The organism is Paraclostridium sp. AKS73, from assembly GCF_025671395.1.
GTDB classification, from domain to species: Bacteria; Bacillota; Clostridia; order Peptostreptococcales; family Peptostreptococcaceae; genus Paraclostridium; species Paraclostridium benzoelyticum.
In genome coordinates, this window is record NZ_JAIXHU010000007.1 from 69,536 (window position 1) to 88,757 (window position 19,222).

The 19,222-nt window shown below is 27.9% G+C and carries 20 protein-coding genes, 3 pseudogenes and 1 riboswitch; of the genes and pseudogenes, 2 read left to right on the forward strand and 21 right to left on the reverse strand.

Annotation, left to right across the window (positions count from 1 at the left end; translation table 11 throughout):
• Positions 1-57: 57 nt before the first annotated feature.
• The 20 genes and pseudogenes from LEQ07_RS06495 to lysA form a co-directional block, all read right to left on the reverse strand.
• Entirely contained in the window at positions 58-1,203 is a 1,146-nt protein-coding gene (locus tag LEQ07_RS06495; protein ID WP_332842972.1) for an NAD(P)/FAD-dependent oxidoreductase, read from the reverse strand.
• Positions 1,204-1,394: 191 nt separating this feature from the next.
• Positions 1,395-2,489: an NADH:flavin oxidoreductase gene (locus LEQ07_RS06500; protein WP_263329964.1), complete on the reverse strand. Its 1,095-nt coding sequence runs from the start codon at positions 2,487-2,489 to the stop codon at positions 1,395-1,397.
• Between the two features lie 159 nt (positions 2,490-2,648).
• Positions 2,649-3,167, reverse strand: coding sequence for an ECF transporter S component (locus LEQ07_RS06505; protein WP_263329965.1), 519 nt, complete (start codon positions 3,165-3,167; stop codon positions 2,649-2,651).
• 228 nt (positions 3,168-3,395) lie between these two features.
• Positions 3,396-3,767 (reverse strand): class I SAM-dependent methyltransferase, encoded by a 372-nt coding sequence (locus tag LEQ07_RS06510; protein WP_263329966.1) that lies wholly within the window; start codon positions 3,765-3,767, stop codon positions 3,396-3,398.
• Between the two features lie 131 nt (positions 3,768-3,898).
• Entirely contained in the window at positions 3,899-4,978 is a 1,080-nt protein-coding gene (locus LEQ07_RS06515; protein ID WP_263329967.1) for a M24 family metallopeptidase, read from the reverse strand.
• Between the two features lie 186 nt (positions 4,979-5,164).
• Entirely contained in the window at positions 5,165-5,545 is a 381-nt protein-coding gene (locus tag LEQ07_RS06520; RefSeq protein ID WP_332840878.1) for a ribosomal maturation YjgA family protein, read from the reverse strand.
• A gap of 39 nt (positions 5,546-5,584) precedes the next feature.
• Positions 5,585-6,532, reverse strand: coding sequence for an ABC transporter ATP-binding protein (locus LEQ07_RS06525; protein ID WP_263329968.1), 948 nt, complete (start codon positions 6,530-6,532; stop codon positions 5,585-5,587).
• 15 nt (positions 6,533-6,547) lie between these two features.
• Positions 6,548-7,732, reverse strand: a complete 1,185-nt coding sequence (locus LEQ07_RS06530; RefSeq protein ID WP_263329969.1) for an ABC transporter permease — start codon at positions 7,730-7,732, stop codon at positions 6,548-6,550.
• A 5-nt stretch (positions 7,733-7,737) separates the two neighbouring features.
• Entirely contained in the window at positions 7,738-8,223 is a 486-nt protein-coding gene (locus LEQ07_RS06535) for a hypothetical protein (RefSeq protein WP_263329970.1), read from the reverse strand.
• Positions 8,189-8,341, reverse strand: a complete 153-nt coding sequence (locus LEQ07_RS06540; RefSeq protein ID WP_263329971.1) for a hypothetical protein — start codon at positions 8,339-8,341, stop codon at positions 8,189-8,191. Before LEQ07_RS06540 ends, LEQ07_RS06535 begins: the two co-directional genes overlap by 35 nt.
• Positions 8,342-8,407: 66 nt before the next feature.
• A pseudogene (locus LEQ07_RS22905) lies at positions 8,408-8,608 on the reverse strand (hypothetical protein); the annotation flags it as partial.
• Complete coding sequence (locus LEQ07_RS06550) at positions 8,548-9,231, reverse strand: extracellular solute-binding protein (protein ID WP_263329973.1); 684 nt, start codon at positions 9,229-9,231, stop codon at positions 8,548-8,550. The gene LEQ07_RS06550 and the pseudogene LEQ07_RS22905, both read right to left, overlap by 61 nt.
• A gap of 59 nt (positions 9,232-9,290) precedes the next feature.
• Complete coding sequence (locus tag LEQ07_RS06555) at positions 9,291-9,911, reverse strand: PHP domain-containing protein (RefSeq protein ID WP_046823475.1); 621 nt, start codon at positions 9,909-9,911, stop codon at positions 9,291-9,293.
• Between the two features lie 83 nt (positions 9,912-9,994).
• Entirely contained in the window at positions 9,995-10,783 is a 789-nt protein-coding gene (locus LEQ07_RS06560; RefSeq protein ID WP_263329974.1) for an ABC transporter substrate-binding protein, read from the reverse strand.
• The gene (locus tag LEQ07_RS06565) at positions 10,741-11,088 is read right to left on the reverse strand and encodes a hypothetical protein (RefSeq protein WP_263329975.1); all 348 of its coding nucleotides are present in this window, start codon (positions 11,086-11,088) and stop codon (positions 10,741-10,743) included. The genes LEQ07_RS06560 and LEQ07_RS06565 overlap by 43 nt, the downstream gene beginning before the upstream one ends.
• A 153-nt stretch (positions 11,089-11,241) precedes the next feature.
• On the reverse strand, positions 11,242-11,739 hold the full coding sequence (locus LEQ07_RS06570) for a GNAT family N-acetyltransferase (protein ID WP_046823474.1): 498 nt from the start codon (positions 11,737-11,739) through the stop codon (positions 11,242-11,244).
• Positions 11,740-11,967: 228 nt separating this feature from the next.
• A complete protein-coding gene (locus LEQ07_RS06575) occupies positions 11,968-12,129 on the reverse strand; it encodes a hypothetical protein (RefSeq protein WP_021431375.1) in 162 nt (53 codons plus the stop codon).
• Positions 12,130-12,242: 113 nt separating this feature from the next.
• Positions 12,243-12,746 (reverse strand): YwaF family protein, encoded by a 504-nt coding sequence (locus LEQ07_RS06580; protein WP_263329976.1) that lies wholly within the window; start codon positions 12,744-12,746, stop codon positions 12,243-12,245.
• A 460-nt stretch (positions 12,747-13,206) separates the two neighbouring features.
• Positions 13,207-14,456 (reverse strand): annotated as a pseudogene (locus tag LEQ07_RS06585) (dicarboxylate/amino acid:cation symporter).
• Positions 14,457-14,492: 36 nt separating this feature from the next.
• Complete coding sequence (gene lysA, locus LEQ07_RS06590; protein ID WP_263329977.1) at positions 14,493-15,791, reverse strand: diaminopimelate decarboxylase; 1,299 nt, start codon at positions 15,789-15,791, stop codon at positions 14,493-14,495.
• 109 nt (positions 15,792-15,900) lie between these two features.
• Positions 15,901-16,078, reverse strand: a riboswitch (Lysine riboswitch).
• A 552-nt stretch (positions 16,079-16,630) separates the two neighbouring features.
• On the opposite strand from lysA, the pseudogene LEQ07_RS06595 reads away from it, so the two are divergent.
• Positions 16,631-17,850: pseudogene (locus LEQ07_RS06595) on the forward strand (ArsB/NhaD family transporter).
• Between the two features lie 22 nt (positions 17,851-17,872).
• On the forward strand, positions 17,873-18,346 hold the full coding sequence (locus tag LEQ07_RS06600) for a hypothetical protein (protein WP_046823470.1): 474 nt from the start codon (positions 17,873-17,875) through the stop codon (positions 18,344-18,346).
• A gap of 264 nt (positions 18,347-18,610) precedes the next feature.
• Here the strand turns inward: LEQ07_RS06600 and LEQ07_RS06605 are convergent, their stop codons facing one another.
• On the reverse strand, positions 18,611-19,183 hold the full coding sequence (locus tag LEQ07_RS06605) for an NAD(P)H-dependent oxidoreductase (RefSeq protein WP_046823469.1): 573 nt from the start codon (positions 19,181-19,183) through the stop codon (positions 18,611-18,613).
• Between the last annotated feature and the right edge of the window lie 39 nt (positions 19,184-19,222).

Consider the following 19,222-nt stretch of genomic DNA (forward strand, 5'->3'; position numbering starts at 1 on the left):
GTGACATCAAAATATGACAGATATTATATACTATCTGTCATATTTTTCTTTTTATATCTAGTTGTCAAATCTGCTTATTTCAAATAATCTCATATCTTCATCAACTTCATTTCTGTACAACTTACTAAGCATAATACCACCAAGAATAGCAAATAATATGCCATTTGCTCCATACCCTAAGCAGTACCATAAGTTTTTATGTTTAGGATCTGGACCTATAAATCCCAAATTATCTTTAGTACTAGCAAAACATCCACAATACTTATACTCAATTTCAATGTTTTTTACGTCTTTAAACATCGACTTAAGTCTTTGTTCTAGTATTTCATATTTTTCTTGTGCTAATTTATTGTCATCAATATATTTAAATTCTACATCTTCACCACCTATAATCATTCTATTATCTACAGTAGTTCTTAAATAATTGTAAGGATCACAATTATCCCTTATTAAAACATTATCTTTCCAACCCTGTATACTTTCAATTGGTTTGGTAGCTATATTAAAAGTATTGTATTTAGTCGCAAAATTTCTTTTGGTAAATAAAGTGGTGTTATATCCTGTAGCAGCAATTACTTTTTTTGCCTTAATTCTATATCCATAACAAGTTTCTATTTCTACTCCATCATTTGTATAATTTATAGTTTTTGCCTCCGTATTTTCATATATATTTAGCCTATTTTTTTGACTTACTTCAATTAATTGATGTGTAAATTTATATGGATCAATTTCAGCTCCTCCATTTTTTGATATTATTCCACCTTTAAGATCAAAGCTATATGGATTGTTACTTTTATCTATATACTCTACATTAAATCCATAGTCTTTTCTTTGTTTAAATTCATTTTCTATAGCTTTTACTTCACTTTGCTTAGATGTATATAATAAAGTATCTCTTTTTATATAATCACAAAAATTCCCATGTTCTTTTATAAAAATTTCTATTTCATCTAGTGCTTTTAATCCTAACTTATACGCTTTTATTGCATCCTTTAAACATAGAGCTTCTTTAAGTTCAGATAAATTATCATCAAGTTCATATTGTAATAAAGATGTTGTAACGCTTGTACTTAAATGCCCAATTCTTCCTTTTTCAATTAATGTAGTATTTATATTATTTTTAGTTAAATAATACGCACATATAGCTCCAGTTACTCCTCCACCAACTATTAATACATCTGTTTCTATATTTTTGTTAAATATTTATATTGTATATCTGTATTATTTATATTTGTAAAAATCGGACTTCCTTTTACATATTCTTGCATAATTTCACTCCTACTTTTTAATTATTATTTTAGTTTATCCTTAATCAATTTTAAAATTCCTAAAATAACTTTAAAAGTAGTCAAATCACATTTTATTTATTAATTCAAACTAAATACCTCTTATATTTAAAATGCATCTCTTTCCAGGAGTATTATAACATTGGTTGCAAGATACGCATTTTGCTTTTTTCGTTCGCCTCTTTCCCATTTACTTATTAAATCTGGTTCTGCAGTTAGTGGTCTAGATAGTGAAAAATATTGTGAATACCCTTTATTCAATATATCTTCCATTATATCTAAATTTCTATTTCCACCTATAAGTATCACCGGTATGTTTACTAACTCATATAGTTTTTTAGCATAATCTTTAAAGTAAGATTCTCTATCCTTTGAAACAACGATTTTTGTTCTTGCTGCACCTAAATTATTTTCTGTTACTTCCTTGATAGACTCGTTACCACCTGTTACTTCTATAGCATTAATTCCTAAATCAGCTAATTTTTTTGCTACATATAAACTATCCTCTTGTGTTAATCCACCCTCACTTACATAGTCAGCTGAATTTAACTTTATTAATATAGGGAAACTCTCACCTACTGCATATCTCATAGCCTTATAAATTTCAAAAACTATTCTTCCTCTATTTTCTATATTTCCTCCATACTCATCTTCTCTCTTATTATAGTATGGAGATAAAAATTGGCTTAGTAAATACCCGTGCCCGCAATGAATTTCAACTCCATCGAACCCTGATTCTTTTACCCTTTTAGCTGCATTTGCATATGAATTTATTAAATAATTTATTTCTTCTTTAGATATTTCTTTTGCCCATGTCCCAGTATTTTCATTTTTAATGGTTGAAGGTCCCCAAATAGTTCTTTCTCCAACATTAAAATTCGTCATAAATCCACCGTACACTATTTGCATTATTATATTAGATCCTAGATTATGAATTTTTTGTGTGAAATCTTTATACTCTGGTATAAATGAATCATCATATATACCCATCATTCCTGGATTTGGCTGTTCATACTCAGTAACAAATGCATATCCAGTTATTATAGTTCCTACACCTCCTTTTGCCAGTTCTTCATATATAGATATTAATTCAGGAGTTAGGTGACCTTTCTCATCTGCTAAATCTTCCCATAAAGCTCCCCTTAAAAATCTATTTTTCATTTCCATATTTAATATTTTAGTTTTATCAAAAAGCGCCTTCATTTCTTCCTCCTAAAATTTTATTTGTATTAATTTAATATGTAAATTATTATAGGCCGTTTACTTTTTTATAAAAGTACGCACTTTTTCGTAAGCATTAAAGTATATATGTTCTAAATAAAAAAGTACATCTATAATTTATAGATGTACTTTTTTATTTTATTAAGCTATAGCCTTTGTAATTTCAGGATTTTTAATCATAAATTTAACTAACATCGGTATAAAGACTATTTGTATTAACATACCTGGTATAGCCTGCCCTATATTGCCAAATACAAATAACATAGGATTTACTTGTGGAGCTATAGTCAATGAAACTAAATACGCTCCTAGTACTGCAAATAATCTACCACCTATCATAGCGGCTACCAGCGATATATATATTTTTTTAGTTTTATTAAATAAAAAACCAGTTATAATTCCATATGCAAAAAGTTCGAATGCCATTATAGGCATAACCGGTATTATAGGTGGCATCCCAGTCATGATACTACTTAATATAGGTGTAACTATTCCAACTATTCCTCCACAAACTGGCCCTAATAAAAAACCGGCAATTAATACTGGTATATGCATAGGTAAAAATATTTGACCACCTAAACTAATCGTATGAAACACCATAGGTAAAATTATTCCAAACGCAATAAAAAGCCCTGATAAAACTACATTTTTACTTTTCATTTTAAATCCCCCTAACATCTTTTTATAACTAAGTAATAAATCTCATTATCTTCAAAAGCATCTACTACTTTAAGTCCCACTTTTTCAAATAAATACCTCTGATTAGTAACTGGTATTAATCTATCTTCACTTACACACTCATTTTTTCCTTATGCATATTGTTTAAAAACGCTCTACTGTTTGAATGTGCTATTATAAGTTGTCCACTTTTTTCCAAATTTTTTTCAACTAGTTTTTAATAGTATTTGTTTTATCTTTTAAATGCGGAAACATAGAGTATAAAACAATACTATCATAAGTTTCATTTATTACATCTTTCTCTACATCTAGTAATTCAAAAGATACCTTTTCAATATTTCTAAATTTTTCTCTAGCTACGTTAAGCATTTCACTTGAAATATCTACACCCTTTATATATCCATTTGGGTTTAATGATTTTAAAAAAGGTATTAATACCCCTGTCCCTGTTCCTACATCCAATACTTTACTATTATCAGTTATATTTAATTTTGATAATAGTGTATTGATTTTTTCCTCATTCACTTCAATTATACTATCCCATTCTTTAGCTATTTGGTTAAAAAACTCTACTTGATTCATTTTATCCCCCTTTTAAAATACAAAAAAGCCATGAAGGCTAAAAGCCTTCATGACTTCATTTTCAAATGTTTATTTACTATAAGTATAGTGATTTTAATTTATGCTTGTCAATTTAAAAATCCAAAAAAATTTTATTTATCCAATATCATTAATTCCTTAGGAAATTTAGTTAGTATTTGAGGTCCTTCTTTTGTTACTAAAACAGTATCCTCAATTCTAATTCCTCCCCATCCTGGGAAATATACCCCAGGTTCCATAGTTACAACGCAGCCTGCTTTAAGAGTTTTTGTACCATAATTACCTAAGAAAGGTTCTTCATGTAATCCTCTTCCTATACCGTGTCCTAACCCTCTATAATAATATTGCTCATACTCCTTAACAACTTCTCTAATTTTAGCATCTGGAACTGTTGCATGAACACCATCTTTCATATTCTCTATTCCTACAAGTTGAGCCTCTTTTATTAACTCATATAATTCTATCTGCTTTTGATTTGCTTCTCCAACTATAAAAGTTCTTGTAGTATCAGATCTATATCCATTGTACATTGCCCCATAATCTATAAGCAATAAATCTCCTCTTTCAATCTTTTTATCACTTGGTTTTCCATGAAGTAGAGATGTTTTTGCTCCTGATATTAATATCGTGTCAAATCCCAAATTATGAGCTCCATTCATTTTCATAAAATATTCTAATTTAGCTGCTAATTCTCTTTCTGTAACTCCAACCTTTATATGTGGAATTAATTCTTCTAATGCTTTATCTGCTATTTCACAAGCTTTTTTTATATTATCTATTTCTTCTTGATTTTTAACATATCTTAATTCTTCTATAAGCCCATCTGAACACACTAAATTTATTTCACTTTTATCTAGCTGAGATTTAAAAGCTTCATATTTTTCAAATGTTAAACTAGATCCTTCAAACCCTAATGTTTTTATATTATTTTTTAAGCATATATCTTCAACTGCTTTACCTATGTTTCTGTCAAACAAATGCCAATTAACTAATTCAAACCCTTTGCAAAGACTTTCTGCCAACTCCATGTATCTAGTATCAGTTATCAAAAAATTTCCTTTTTTAGATATAATTGCAAATGCATCTTCATCATTATAATTTGATATGTAATTAACATTTTGATCATTAGTTAAATAAATTGCATCTAAATTTTTTTCCTCTAGTAATTTAACTAATTTTTCTATTTTATTCATATCGCAGTCCCCCTTTTTTAGCTATACTTAAATTGTATATTTTTTATGTGCTAATTGTCAATCTCATCGTGTAATGTTTTCATAAGAATGAAATATATTTGATTTTAGATATTAAATATGAATTTTCATAAATATGACGCATACTGAACATCTAAGTATCAATTTTAAACTTTATAAAATATTGTATTATCTCTTATCACATAAAAAATAATCTAATAAACATCCAATAACTATACCTAAACTATAGCTGATTAAGTCTTCAAATAAAAAACCATGTCCTAATACCAACCCTCCAAGAGTTGTAGCTCTTATATTGTTTATCCAATCAGCTTGGTATAATTGACTTATTTCTATCGAAAAAGAAAAAATTATAGCTAGTGTTAAAGTTTTTACTAATTTTAATTTTGGAATTAAAAATCTCAATCCAAAATATACCATCATAGCCCATAACATATCTCCTACAAAAGGGGCAATAGCTTTAGGAAAGATATTCATGTATTTTCTTGATAATAGACCTATAATCATTATAAACATCGTGACTCCTAAATACTTTATTCTTATTTTCATTTTGTTTTTCCTTTTCCTTACATCTAATTTTATTAATATTTACAAATCTATAATATTCTTAAATCGTATGTTTACTTTATCTTTCAATTTATACTCACTCTTCTCTATACCACTTAAATCAACTAATATCCTTTCATTATTTTTTCCTATAATGTATCTTGTATAAGATCCTATAAAAATTTCATTTTTTATTTCCCACTCACCGTTAATATCTTTATTTAATTCTATATCTTCTGGTCTAATTAACTTTTTAGAACCATTAATTTCAATAATATTTGACTTTCCTATAAATGAGGCTACATACTCATTTGTAGGATTTCTATATATTTCTCTAGGTGTACCTACCTGAATAATTTCCCCTCTATCCATAACAACAATTCTATCTGATATGCTTAAAGCTTCTTCTTGGTCATGAGTTACAAATATCATAGTTATGTTAAACATGTTTTGAATTTGTTTAATTTCTTCTCTCATTTTTATCCTCAATTTAGCATCCAAATTGCTAAATGGCTCATCTAATAATAAAAGTTTTGGTTTAGTTATCAATGCTCTAGCTAATGCCACTCTTTGCTGTTGTCCTCCACTAAGATCACCTACATGTTCATATTCATATCCTTTTAGACCTACAATATTTATATATTCTTTTGCAGCATTAAGTCTTTCTTTTTTCCTAAAATTTGTTGTGTATTTTAATCCATAACTTATATTTTCAATAACATTCATATGTGGAAATAATGCATAACTTTGAAATACCGTTGCTATTGGCCTTTTTTCTGGAGGTAGTAAAGTTATATCTGCATCTTCCAATATAATAGTTCCGTTATCTGGCTTTAAAAATCCTCCTATAATATTAAGTGTAGTCGTTTTTCCACAACCACTAGGCCCTAATAGAGTTACTAATTCACCTTTGTTTATTTGTAAATTTATATCAGTTACTCCGTTTTCTTTTGAAAATTCTTTTTTTATATTATTTAATTTTAAAAACACCTACTGTCCCTCCTATCAATTATCTATAGTTTTTATAGCTAAAATGTTTACTGTAAAAGTTATAATTATTATCAAACATGCTATAACAGATCCTACTCCATAGTTCCCATTTTTTATGGCATTAAACATTTCTACTGTAGCTACATTAGCTCCTGGCGATATTAGAAAAATTATAGCCCCTACAGTTGTCATTGTAGATGTAAAAGTATTTATAAAACTTGATAAGAATGCTGGTTTTAATAAAGGTATTATTATATCTTTTATTATCATTAGCTTAGGGGCCCCCAGATCCGTAGCCGCTTTTTCTATTTGTTTATCTATATTGGAAAAAAGCGCACTAGCTCCTTTACTTCCAACTGATATTTGTCTAAATGTACAATTTAAAACAACTATGGCCACAGTCCCAATTAATAATAAAGGTTTTTTATTAAAAGCAAGTATATATCCTATTCCAAAAAATGTTCCTGGTATTATATACGGTAAAGATGCTATAAATTCAATAAATCTCATTCCGTATATATTTCTTCTTTCAACGTAATAAGATAGTAAAATTCCTATTGAACTTGCTAAAAAACCTGCCACTAAGGAATATTTTATACTTCTCATAAATGAATCCAAATTTGTTAATTTAAATGTTTTTATATAATCTAATGTAAATGTTAAACTTCCTGAAGCCCTATTAGATATAGCTGATATAAATATAGTTATATATTGAATTAATATTATAGCTATAAACGCCCAAGTAATTATGCCTAAAATTAACTTTACAGGTTTGGATATATTAAAATCAATATGTTTACTTGTACTAGATTTTGTTCCTCCTGATAAACTACCTATTTTTTTCATACTTTTTCTATAAAAATAAAATGCTATTATTGCAGGTATTATTAAAACAACACTCATAGCTGCAGCTTTTGGCAAATTTGCTCTTCCAATTGCCGTTAAATAAGCTTCTGTAGCTAATACATTAAAATTACCCCCAATAATTATAGGGGTTCCAAAATCGGCAAGATTTTTAGTAAATATTATAAAAAGAGTTGCTAATATACCTGGTGTAGCTAATGGTAATATAACTCTTTTTATAGTTTCAAATGATGATGCTCCTAAATCTCTAGATGCTGAAATTAATCTGTTATCTATGTTTTTAAAAATTCCAACTAGCATTAGTGATGCAAATGATATTTCTCCTATTGACTGCATTAATACTATTCCTTGCCATCATATGGATTTATACTAAGGCCTAGTAAGTCATGTGTAATTATCCCTCTTCTGCCAAATAGCACTATAAATGCTAACGATCCAACAAACGGAGGCGATATCATAGTTAAAACTAAAGAGTAATTTATAAATTTAATATCTTTGTTATTACTAAATACTATGTAAATAGCAATTATACTTGCTATTATTATTGATGATATAGATGATAATGTAGATGTCCATACACTGTTTTTTATAAGTTGTATATTTATAGGATTAAATAAGGTTTTATATTCTTCTAATGAAATTTTCCCGTCTCCAATAAAGCTTGTAGAGATTACCGATATTACTGGATATAGTATAAATACTAATATGCTTAATATAATAGCTAATATTAGTATTTTTTCTATATAATCGCTTAAACGGATAGCTAAATTTTTAACTACCCGCTCATTTGATTTATTGTTTTGATGATTCATTTCCAAATTGTTCATTCCACTTACCTAGTATCTCATCTCTATTTAATCCTAACTTTTCAACATCTAACTTAACAAATCTATCTGTAGGAATTTTACCTACCCCTTCTGGTTCCTTTACATCTGGTCTAGTCATTATCCTTGGATCTTGTGTTTGTATAAACTCTTGTCCATCTTTAGATAAGGCCCAGTCAATAAATACTTTTGCACTTTCTGCATTTTCTGCATTTTTAAATATGGCTACAGGAGCTGGTACCCACGGTAATATATCTTCTGGATATACTATCGTTACAGGATATTGTTTTTGTGCTTCGAACGAATCTTTTGATACAGGTATTATTCCTACCCCAAATTCACCAGCTTGAACTTTATTTGCTGGTTCTGATCCTCTTTTGCAAAAAATGAAATATTTCTATTTAGATTTTCAAAATATTTCCATGCTTTATATTCTCCCCAAGTTTGTATTAATCCACTTACCATAGCATAATTTGTTCCAGATATAGAAGGGTCTGCTATCATAACTTCACTTTTTAATTTTTCATTTGTTAAATCATCCCAATTTCTAGGAATGTCTAGTCCCTTTTCTTTTATTATTTCATTATTTACCATAAATCCTACTGTAACTAAAGATACTCCAGTCCAATATCCTTCTTTATCTTTGTATTCTTTCGGTATATTTTTTGATTCTTTTGATATATAAGGTTGTAAAAGATCAGCTTCTTTTGCTGCTATAAAGCTATCAGCTCCTCCTCCAAACCATAAATCCGCTATGGGTTTTCCATTTTCCGCTTTTATTCTTGATAGTACTTCTCCTGAAGACATATCTATAAATTCTACTTTAACTCCAGTATCTTTAGTAAACTTTTTAAATATTTCTTCTTGTCCTCCATAAGCAGAGACTACTTTAAGAGTTTTTCCATCTGTCATACTATTACCTTTATTTTCTGATTTATTATTACTACATCCTACAACACCTATAGCTAAAGTTCCGACCAATAACGATGTCATCAATTTTTTAAACTTCATGTCTATCCCACTTTCTGTTATTTTATTTTAGGTTATAACTTTTGAGTATTATATATTTACTATTTAACTATTATATATTTTCCATCTTTATATATAGCCGGTTTACACTCATTGCTTTTTATCGCCTTAATAAGACCTTGAGTATCATATACCTCATATGGCAACAAAGTTGCAAATTTGCCTACTTTATGTAAATGATGAGCATCACTTGCACCTATAGCCTGAATATTTAACTCTTTAGATACATAAAAAGCTTTTTTATTATTTTCATCATCTGTATTTCCATTAAAAGCTTCTATTGCACTTAATCCTTTTACAATTTTTATTTTATCCTCTAACCCTCTATTGTTATTTCTGTATGGATGTGCACTTATACAAACTCCTCCTTCAGAAATCACTAATTCTACAAATTCTTGCGCACTCATTTTTACATTAGGTACCTCATCCAATCCAAATGCAACTATATCCCCATCATATGTTAGGTATTCCACTCCCACAAATACTGGATAATTTAATTCTTTCGATATCTCTATAGCTTTTTCTTCTATATAATTATTGTCATGATCAGTTATACAAACACCTTGTAATCCTTTTCTTTTTGCTTCTTCTATTATTTCCTTTAAAGTAATTTTACTATCTGCAGAGTAAGTACTTTCATGTATATGTAAATCTACTAGCATAATAAACATCTCCTTTTATAACCTAATCAAGAAGTAAATTAATAAAATGGATAGTCAATCTATAACCATCCCTTTTATTAAATTTACGGTTTTATTAGCTTATTTCCAAAATCTTCACTCCATTTATTTAAAATATGTTCTCTTTCAGTTCCTAGTTTTTGGATATCTAAATCTACAAGTTTGTCCAAAGGCATATTTTCAACAGATTTAACAGGCTTAATTTCTGGTCTAGACATGTATCTCGGATCTTTTTCTTGTATAAATGTTTGTCCTTTTTCAGATAACGACCAATCCACAAATGCTTTTGCTGCTTCGGTATTTTCTGCATTTTTAAATATAGCAACTGGAGCAGGTATCCACGGAATAACATCTTCTGGGTATATTGTACTTACAGGATACTGATCTTCCATAACAAAATATTCACCTGTCATAGGTATTACTCCAACTGCAAACTCCCCTGAGCATACTTTATTTGCAGGTTCAGAACCTCTTTTAGCTAAAAACGGTATATTCGAGTTAAGTTTATTAAAATAATTCCATGCTTTTTCTTCTCCCATATTTTGTATTAATCCATTTACCATAGCATAGTTAGTTCCTGAAATCGATGGGTCCGCCATCATAACTTCCCCTTTATATTTAGAATCTGCTAAGTCTGTCCATGTCTTTGGAGATTCTAATCCTTTTTCTTTTAATAAGTCATTATTTACCATGAACCCTACTGTAACTAGCGAAGTTCCTGTCCAATATCCTTCTTTATCTTTATATTTGTCTGGTATAGTTTTTGATTCTTCTGATATATATGGTTCTAATAAATCAGCTTCTTTTGCTGCTATAAAGCTATCAGCTCCCCCTCCAAACCATACATCTGCCATTGGTTTACCATTTCAGCTTTTATTCTAGATAAAACCTCTCCTGAAGACATATCTATAAATTCCACTTTAATTCCAGTATCTTCCGTAAATTTTCCAAATATATCTTCCTTAGCTCCATGTGCAGCTACAACTTTAAGAGTTGCACCCTCTAAATTATTTTTTTCATACTTAGATGAACTTCCTTTATTATTAGTGCAACCTACGACCCCTATTGTTAAAGTTGCAACTAATAATGATGTTACTAATTTTTTCAATTTCATTTTACTCCCACTTTCTCCATTTATTAAGCTCTCCACTTCATTCATTTTCGAGCTTTTTCCTCCTAAGTTTACATTATTATGAATTTTTCTTCAAATTCATAATTTCTATATATTACCATTCAGAAATAGATTTTATCTATACAACAAAAGCAGGGTTAAAATGACTTGCCCCTGCTTTTTATTAAATTGCCTATGAATTTATAATAAAACTTTTTCAAACTCTACCCTGTATGTTTGAAAATCTAGCTTTTCATGCAGTTTTATAGATGCTAAATTATTTATACCAGTTCCCGATCTTAAAACTTTCGCTCCATTTATTTTGCATTGTTCTTCTACATGCTTAATTAAAAAACTTGCGATACCTTTATTTTTATAACTATCAATAATTAAAATATCATTAATCTCTGCTATTGATATATCATAGTCTTTAATATCATAAAAGCTAACCCAACAGTATCCTATTTTCTTTACTCCGTCTTGAACTATTAACCCTAATGCTCTGCTTTCTTTCAAACTTTTTGTTAAAGCTTTTAAAAATTTACTTGGATTGTCTGTTGAAAACCACTTAGATTTATACCTATCATATCCACATTCAACAGTCCATTTACTTTCACATTTAAAGTTAATTTTACAATGACTTTCTAATATAAAATCTTTATCGCTTTCTAAATCTATATTTCTTATAGAATATTTCATTATTCATCCTCCCATACTGGATTTATCTGTTCGATGGTTTAAGCTTGTACCAATTTATAACTTTTTAAACTTTTATCTATTTAAATTCTATGTATCTTCATATCAAAAAAATACTATTTTATTGCTAAGGTATATAAATAAAAAAATAGAAGCATAATGCTCCTACTTTTTTTAAAGTTCATTTTTAAATTTTTTTTATTTTCCTGAGTTTAGTTAAATTAGTAAATACTATTTTACATCGTTGTTACTATATTTTATAACACTAAATCCAAGTAAAGCTAGTCCTAATAACATTATTGCAACCATGTATTGTTCTGAAAGTAAATAAAATAAAGTTAAAAAAGCAAAGAAATGTAGTAATAGTATAATTGCATTTTTTATTTCTTGCATTATTCTTCTCCTAATAATAAGTATATTTAATATTATCTATTCTAAATTTAGTATAATTGTGAAAAATTTTTTCTACATACTCTAAGTATATACCAAAACTTTTTTCTATAGGCTTATATTTTTATTAATTCCATTTCGTAGCATTCTTCTACTATAGATTCTTTTTTATTATTTAGAGCAAAGTACTCTAAACTTAAAATCGAGTTAAATATCATCATAACTATAAATCCATATAAAATTGGATTTAATTTATTACCTATTCCAATTGGAGACGACTTCATATATGCATAATTTGAATTTATTAAATTATTTATATTAAACATAGCTATATGATATAAGTTAGTTATAATAAACACTTTCTTAAAATCAATTTTACTCATCCCTACCTTTTTTACATTTAGTAAATATATAGACCCCCAAAGCAACAAAATATGTCCTATAAAATATGAAAATTGAGTCATATGAGGAAAAACAAATGGATCAAGCCCTGGAAATAATAGTGCTGAAATCGCTCCAAATACCCCCCAGTATGATCCCATTTTCATCATGAAATCTTTTTTAAATATCATACCAATGGAGATTAAAATTATAGCTATCCTACAATGAAACAGTGGCAACCCTTCCTGTACAAATGGTAATTGCCTTTAAGGTACCATAAATATAATGTTGTTTGTTGAATTAATAGCGCTATTCCTATAAATAATTCAAATAATCTATTTTCTCTTTTTTATTAATAATAATTACTATCCCTAGCAAAGTTATCCCCAACAATATTAAATGTATGACTCCAAAGTTAGAAAAGTTATTTCTTTCTATTGAAGTTCTAAAAAAATAATGAAATTTATTCATAAATGTCTCCTTAATCTAATTTTATCCCTTCAATATTATAAATACATAAAATACATTTATCAAATGTCAATTTTGTAAGAATTAAAAACTTTTTTGTTACATAATATATGTAATAATTTAACATCCTAATAATCTATATATAAACCTTAATATAAAAACACACTTACATTTTTAAAGCCTCTATTAAATAATAGAGGCTTTAGATTTATATATAAGTACATTTTTATTTTAGCTTAACTTTACTTTCATCCATTCTTTTCCTTCTACAAGTCTAGCAACCATCATAGAACATACTGTGTTACCCGTGGAGTTTAAAACAGTAGCTGGTGCATCTATTATAGTACTAATTACTGCTATTATAGGAAGAACCTCTGGAGAGAATCCATATACACTTAATATTAGCATTTCTCCCATCATACCTCCTCCTGGAATTGCACCCATAACTGCTCCAACTAAGAAAGATACTGAAACTATAGAAATTATTGCAGATATACTAGTTATATCCCTTCCAAATAGTCCAAATAAGAAAGTTATTTTTAAAACTCCGCCTATTACAGATCCATCTTTGTGTATGTTTGCACCTAGAGGTATTACAGTTTCTGCTATATCATTTGGTACTCCCATTTTTTACTAGCATCTAAATTAACCGGTATTGATGCTGCACTAGAGCAAGTTGCTAAAGCCGTAACTGTAGGTGCTATAGCATTTTTCCAAAACACTTCAACTCCTTGTTTTCCTCCAGCTATATAAGCATATAATGTAAATATACCTGCATAGCATATAGCTGCTAGAATTATATACAATACAAAGACTTTAGCATATCCTGATAGTATTTGTGGTCCTAATTCTCCTATTACAGTTGCAAAATAACATCCTAATCCTATAGGTGCTAACTTCATTATTAAGTTTACTAATTTCATCATAACTGCAGCACCTGCTTGAGTGAAGGTAGCTATAGGTTTTGCAATCTCTCCTGCCATAGCTGTTGCTATACCTACTAAAATTGAGAATATAATAAGTTGTAGCATATTTGCTTTTGATAGTAAATCTTTAAAGTCACTTACTGTAACTGTGTTTACAAGTTGCTGTAATAACCCAACTTTTTCTGTATCTACTTTTTCTACCGAACTTTGCATTAAATTTGCAAACATATCTGGATTTAATCCTTTTGTTGGATTGATAATTATAACTCCAATTATCCCTATAATAGATGATATTATAGCAGTCATTGCGAATACTAAAACTATATTTTTTAATATTTTTCCTAATCTTTTCATTTCTCCCATATTAGAAATTGCTGAAGTTACACTAAAAAATACTAATGGTACTAATGTCATGAATAATAAATTTAAAAATAAGTCTCCTACTGGCTTAAATATGTCTGCCTTAGCGCCCATTATAGCTCCGACGATTCCACCTAATATAATTGCTAAAATTAAGATTATTGATGATTTGTAATTCTTCCAAAATGACTTCATTATTTTCTCCTTTGTGTCTTATTTAATTTTTTACCTTTAGTCAGCGATTTCTAATCTTAAAAGATCTTCAAAGCTTTCTCTTTTGCATATTAATTTACTTTTGCCATCTTTAACAGATACTACTGCAGGCTTTATTATTTTATTGTAGTTTGATGACATTGAATATCCATACGCTCCAGTTGATGACATTATTAATATATCTCCACTTTCTATATCCATAACATCAACATCTGTTATTAGTATATCACCACTTTCGCAACATTTACCAGCTATTGTAACTTTATTATTTTTATCTATACCCATTTTGTTAGCAATTGAACATTCGTACCCTGCCTGATATAATGATGGTCTTATATTGTCTGTCATTCCACCATCAACACTTACATACGTTCTTACATCTTTTATATCCTTTATAGATCCCACTGTGTATATTGTGCTACCTCCATTTGCAACTATGGATCTTCCTGGCTCTATTATTAATATCGGAACACTTATGTTTATATCTTTACATACATCATCAACTTTTTTTATTATTTCACTACAAAATTCTTTTATTGTTTTAGGTTCATCACTCTCTGTATAATAAACACCTACACCTCCACCTAAGTCAACTTCCTCTATGTTTATGTCATGTTGTTGTTTTATTTCTTTTACTAGGTTCATCATTATTTCAACTTCATCTAAATATGGGGCTACGTCAAAAATTTGAGATCCTATATGTGCATGTAATCCTACTAGGTTTATATTTTCATATTTTTTAATATTTTCTAATGCATCTTGTAGATCTCCATTTGATAATGCAAATCCAAATTTCGAATCAATTTGTCCTGTTTTTATATAATCATGAGTATGAGCTTCTATCCCTGGTGTTATTCTAAAATATATAGATTGAATTTTATTTTTTTGTTCACAAATGCTTTGTAATAACTCCAGTTCATAGTAATTATCTACAACAAATCTTCCAACTCCAAGACTTACGCCCATTTCAATTTCATCTATTGTTTTATTATTTCCATGAAATAATACTTTTTCCATAGGAAAGCCTGATTTATAAACTGTGAAAAGTTCACCACCTGATACTACGTCAAGGTATAAGCCTTCTTCAGCTATTAATTTACACATATAAATTGGTAAAAATGCTTTACCTGCATATGCAACTCTGTTTTTATTTTCATTAACCTTGAAATGTTTTATATATTCTTTACAATTATTTCTGACTAATTCCTCATCAAATACATAAAGTGGTGTTTTATATTTATCTCTAAGTTCTTTACATCCAACTCCACCTATATATAATTCATTTCCTTTTACTGACATAGTACCTTGTAATTTCATATCTTAAGCCCTCCTATTTTTGTATGAATCATTTTTTATAAACAAAAATCCCCCTTAAGTTTCACTTAAGGGGGATTAAAATTTAGCTAAAAATATATAGCATCTATTCCTTAAATGTAGCTCAACACAATTTAATATTGTGACAGTTATGCATATATTATATACATCCCCAGGTACATAGCCTTAAAGCATCAGCTATATCCTTCGGCAATAATCCCTTTCCCAATAACTCTTCGTTGCTTAACTCATTATTGGTACTGATTATTATCGCGACCTCTACAATTCGTATTCAATTTATTTATATGTAATTTTACATACCTAATTTATAATTGTCAACAATTTTATTTTATTTAAATTTTAATTTGATGTAATATTGTTTCAAAATTAACTTTAATTAAATAAAAAACTCGTACTAGCATTATAAGTAATACGAGTACGAGTTTTTTATTTATTGGTGCGGATGAATGGAGTCAACCCCCACGCCAATGGCGCCAGGTCCTAGTCTGGTGCGTCCGCCAATTCCGCCACATTCGCTTGTCTACATCATTAATTGTATATATATTTCATTAATATATATACTGCTTTTAATATTATTCTGCAAATCTTTTAAATGTTACTTAACTTTATTAATTAAACTTTAAATTTTCAATTAAGAGTGCTTAATAATATTTAGAAAACTTACTATTTTTCTTTGTTTTAAAAGAAATTTGCTTTTTTTTAACACATTTAATTTTTTTCAACTATACTCTACTTATAGGTTTTAATATCTTTATTATACTAAGGGGGCGATATTAGTGCTTATTAAACAAGTAATAGCTATCAGTATATTTTTAGTGGTTATGTTAGCTATTATCTCAGAAAAAGTAAATAGAGCTATTGCAGCAATGGCCGGAGCTTTACTTATGATTATATTTAATATATTATCAGTGGAACAAAGTCTTAATCATATTGATTTTAATACAATTGGAGTTTTAATAGGTATGATGCTATTTGTTTCGGTTATTAAAAATTCAGGGGTGTTTGAATACATAGCTATTTTATCAGCTAAAAAATCAAAGGGAGATCCTTGGAAAATTATGCTATGTTTTATAATTTTAACCGCTATTTTATCAGCTGTTTTAGATAATGTTACTACCGTTTTATTGATAGGTCCAATGACCATAGTTATAACTCAAATACTAAATATAAATCCAACTCCATTTTTAGTAACTCAAATTCTAGCATCTAACATAGGAGGGACTGCAACTCTAATTGGTGACCCTCCTAATATAATGATAGGTAGCGCAGCAAACCTAAGTTTTTCAGACTTTATAATAAACTTAGGTCCTATAGTTATAATCATTCTATTTTTAACTATCTTATGTTTTAAATTTATGTTTAAAAAACAACTTTTTGTAGATGATAAATCAAAAGAAAAAATTTTAAGTTTAGATGAAAAAAAAGCAATTAAAGATAAACCACTTCTTATAAAAAGTATTATTATGATTATATTTATTTTACTTGGATTTGTGTTGCACAATGTTTTGAACCTTGAATCTAGTATAGTCGCTTTGACAGGAGCTACTATAATGATGTTTATAGGTAAGCAAGATGTTGATGAAATACTTTCTAGTATTGAATGGTCAACTATCGCATTTTTTGGAGGATTATTTGTAATAGTAGGAGGTCTTGTTGAGGTTGGAATAATAAATAGTATTGCTGAATATTTAATAAGTGCAACAAGTGGTCACTTAGTTGTAACAATGCTAGTTATACTTTGGTTATCGGCTATAATTTCATCATTCTTAGATAATATACCTTTTGTAGCTACATTAATTCCACTTATACTAACTATGCAAGGCCAAGGTATAGATGTAATGCCCATATGGTGGGCAACTTCTCTAGGAGCTTGTCTTGGTGGCAACGGTACATTAATAGGAGCTTCCGCTAATATAGTTCTCGCTAATGTAGGTCAAAAAAATGGATGCCCTATAAGTTTTAAAGACTATTTTAAAATAGGCTTTCCACTTATGATTTTTCAATAATAATCGCAACTATTTATTTACTAATCCGATTTTAAATAAACTTTAGGAGGAATACTAATGAATATTTTGGATAATGCTTATGGAGACACTATAGAAGCTCGACTTAGATATATCGGTGCAACAGATATAAAAAAAATTCACGGGATATTATATTTTATAGAGTTTGAAATTGATAATAATTTAAAAGTTTCATATACCTATAATATAAATTCTAAAAATAAATACTATCTCCAAAGAATAAAACCTTACCCAATTCCAGAAGGAGTTTTTGATAAAGAATATGAAATAGTTTCTTTTATAGAAAAAGATATTAAAAAATTTATGAATGCTAAAAAAAGTAATAATTTCGATCTATTTTTAAAAATTACAGATGAACTAAATACAATAAGTTTTGACATAGAAGAGCTTTTTTTAAATTACAATATAGATAAAATGGATCTAGATAAGTTAAAATGTGAACTTGATAATATATTAAATTTATTTAAAAAATCCAAAAATAGATCTCCTAAAATAGATATTTTAGATAAATAAAATTCATATAAAAAGGCAGATTAAAGTTAACTTTAATCTGCCTTTTTTATTTTATTAATTATGTTTAGTTTGAAATATCTTTAATTTTCAATTGATTTATTATATTAATAGTAAAGCAAATAATTATAGATATAAATAACCTTATAGGCATAAATACCGACATTGATATTAATATTGATTTAATTAAGTTAATATTACAAGTTATATATGAAAATTAAATAATCTAAATAAAAGACAACTACATAAATGTAGTTGTCTTTTATCTTAAGAAAAATAAACTTCTATATTGCTTAAAAACTCATCTTTATCGGCTTCACTGTTATTCGCTAAGTTATTATTAATCCATTTAATATTTTCAATCCCACAAATGTTTAATGTAGATTTAATTATTGTATTTTCTATAGGATTTCCTAATTCATTTTTGATATATTGTGTATCACTTTCAGATGTAGTTATAAGTATACCTTTTTTTATGTGGCTCAATTTACCCTTAGGTCTATTATTTTTTTCTTCAAAAGCAAACTCTTTTATAAATACTTTGTCAAAAAAACCTTTAAGCATTGCAGGTACATTATTCCACCATATAGGGAATATAAGCACTATTTCATCACTTTCTTTTAAAATATTTTGATACTTTTTAACTAAATTATCATCAGATTCACCTTTTGTATACAATTTAACTTCCTCTGATGTCATTACAGGATTAAATTCGTCTTGATATAGGTCAATTATACTATAATTTTTACCGCATTTTTCAATGCCTTTAATTACATTATCCATTATATTTTGATTGAATGAATTCTTATTTGGATTAGAAATTATTATTGTAGTATTCATTTTTTAATTCCTTTCTTCTTTTGGCTAGTTTTTATATTA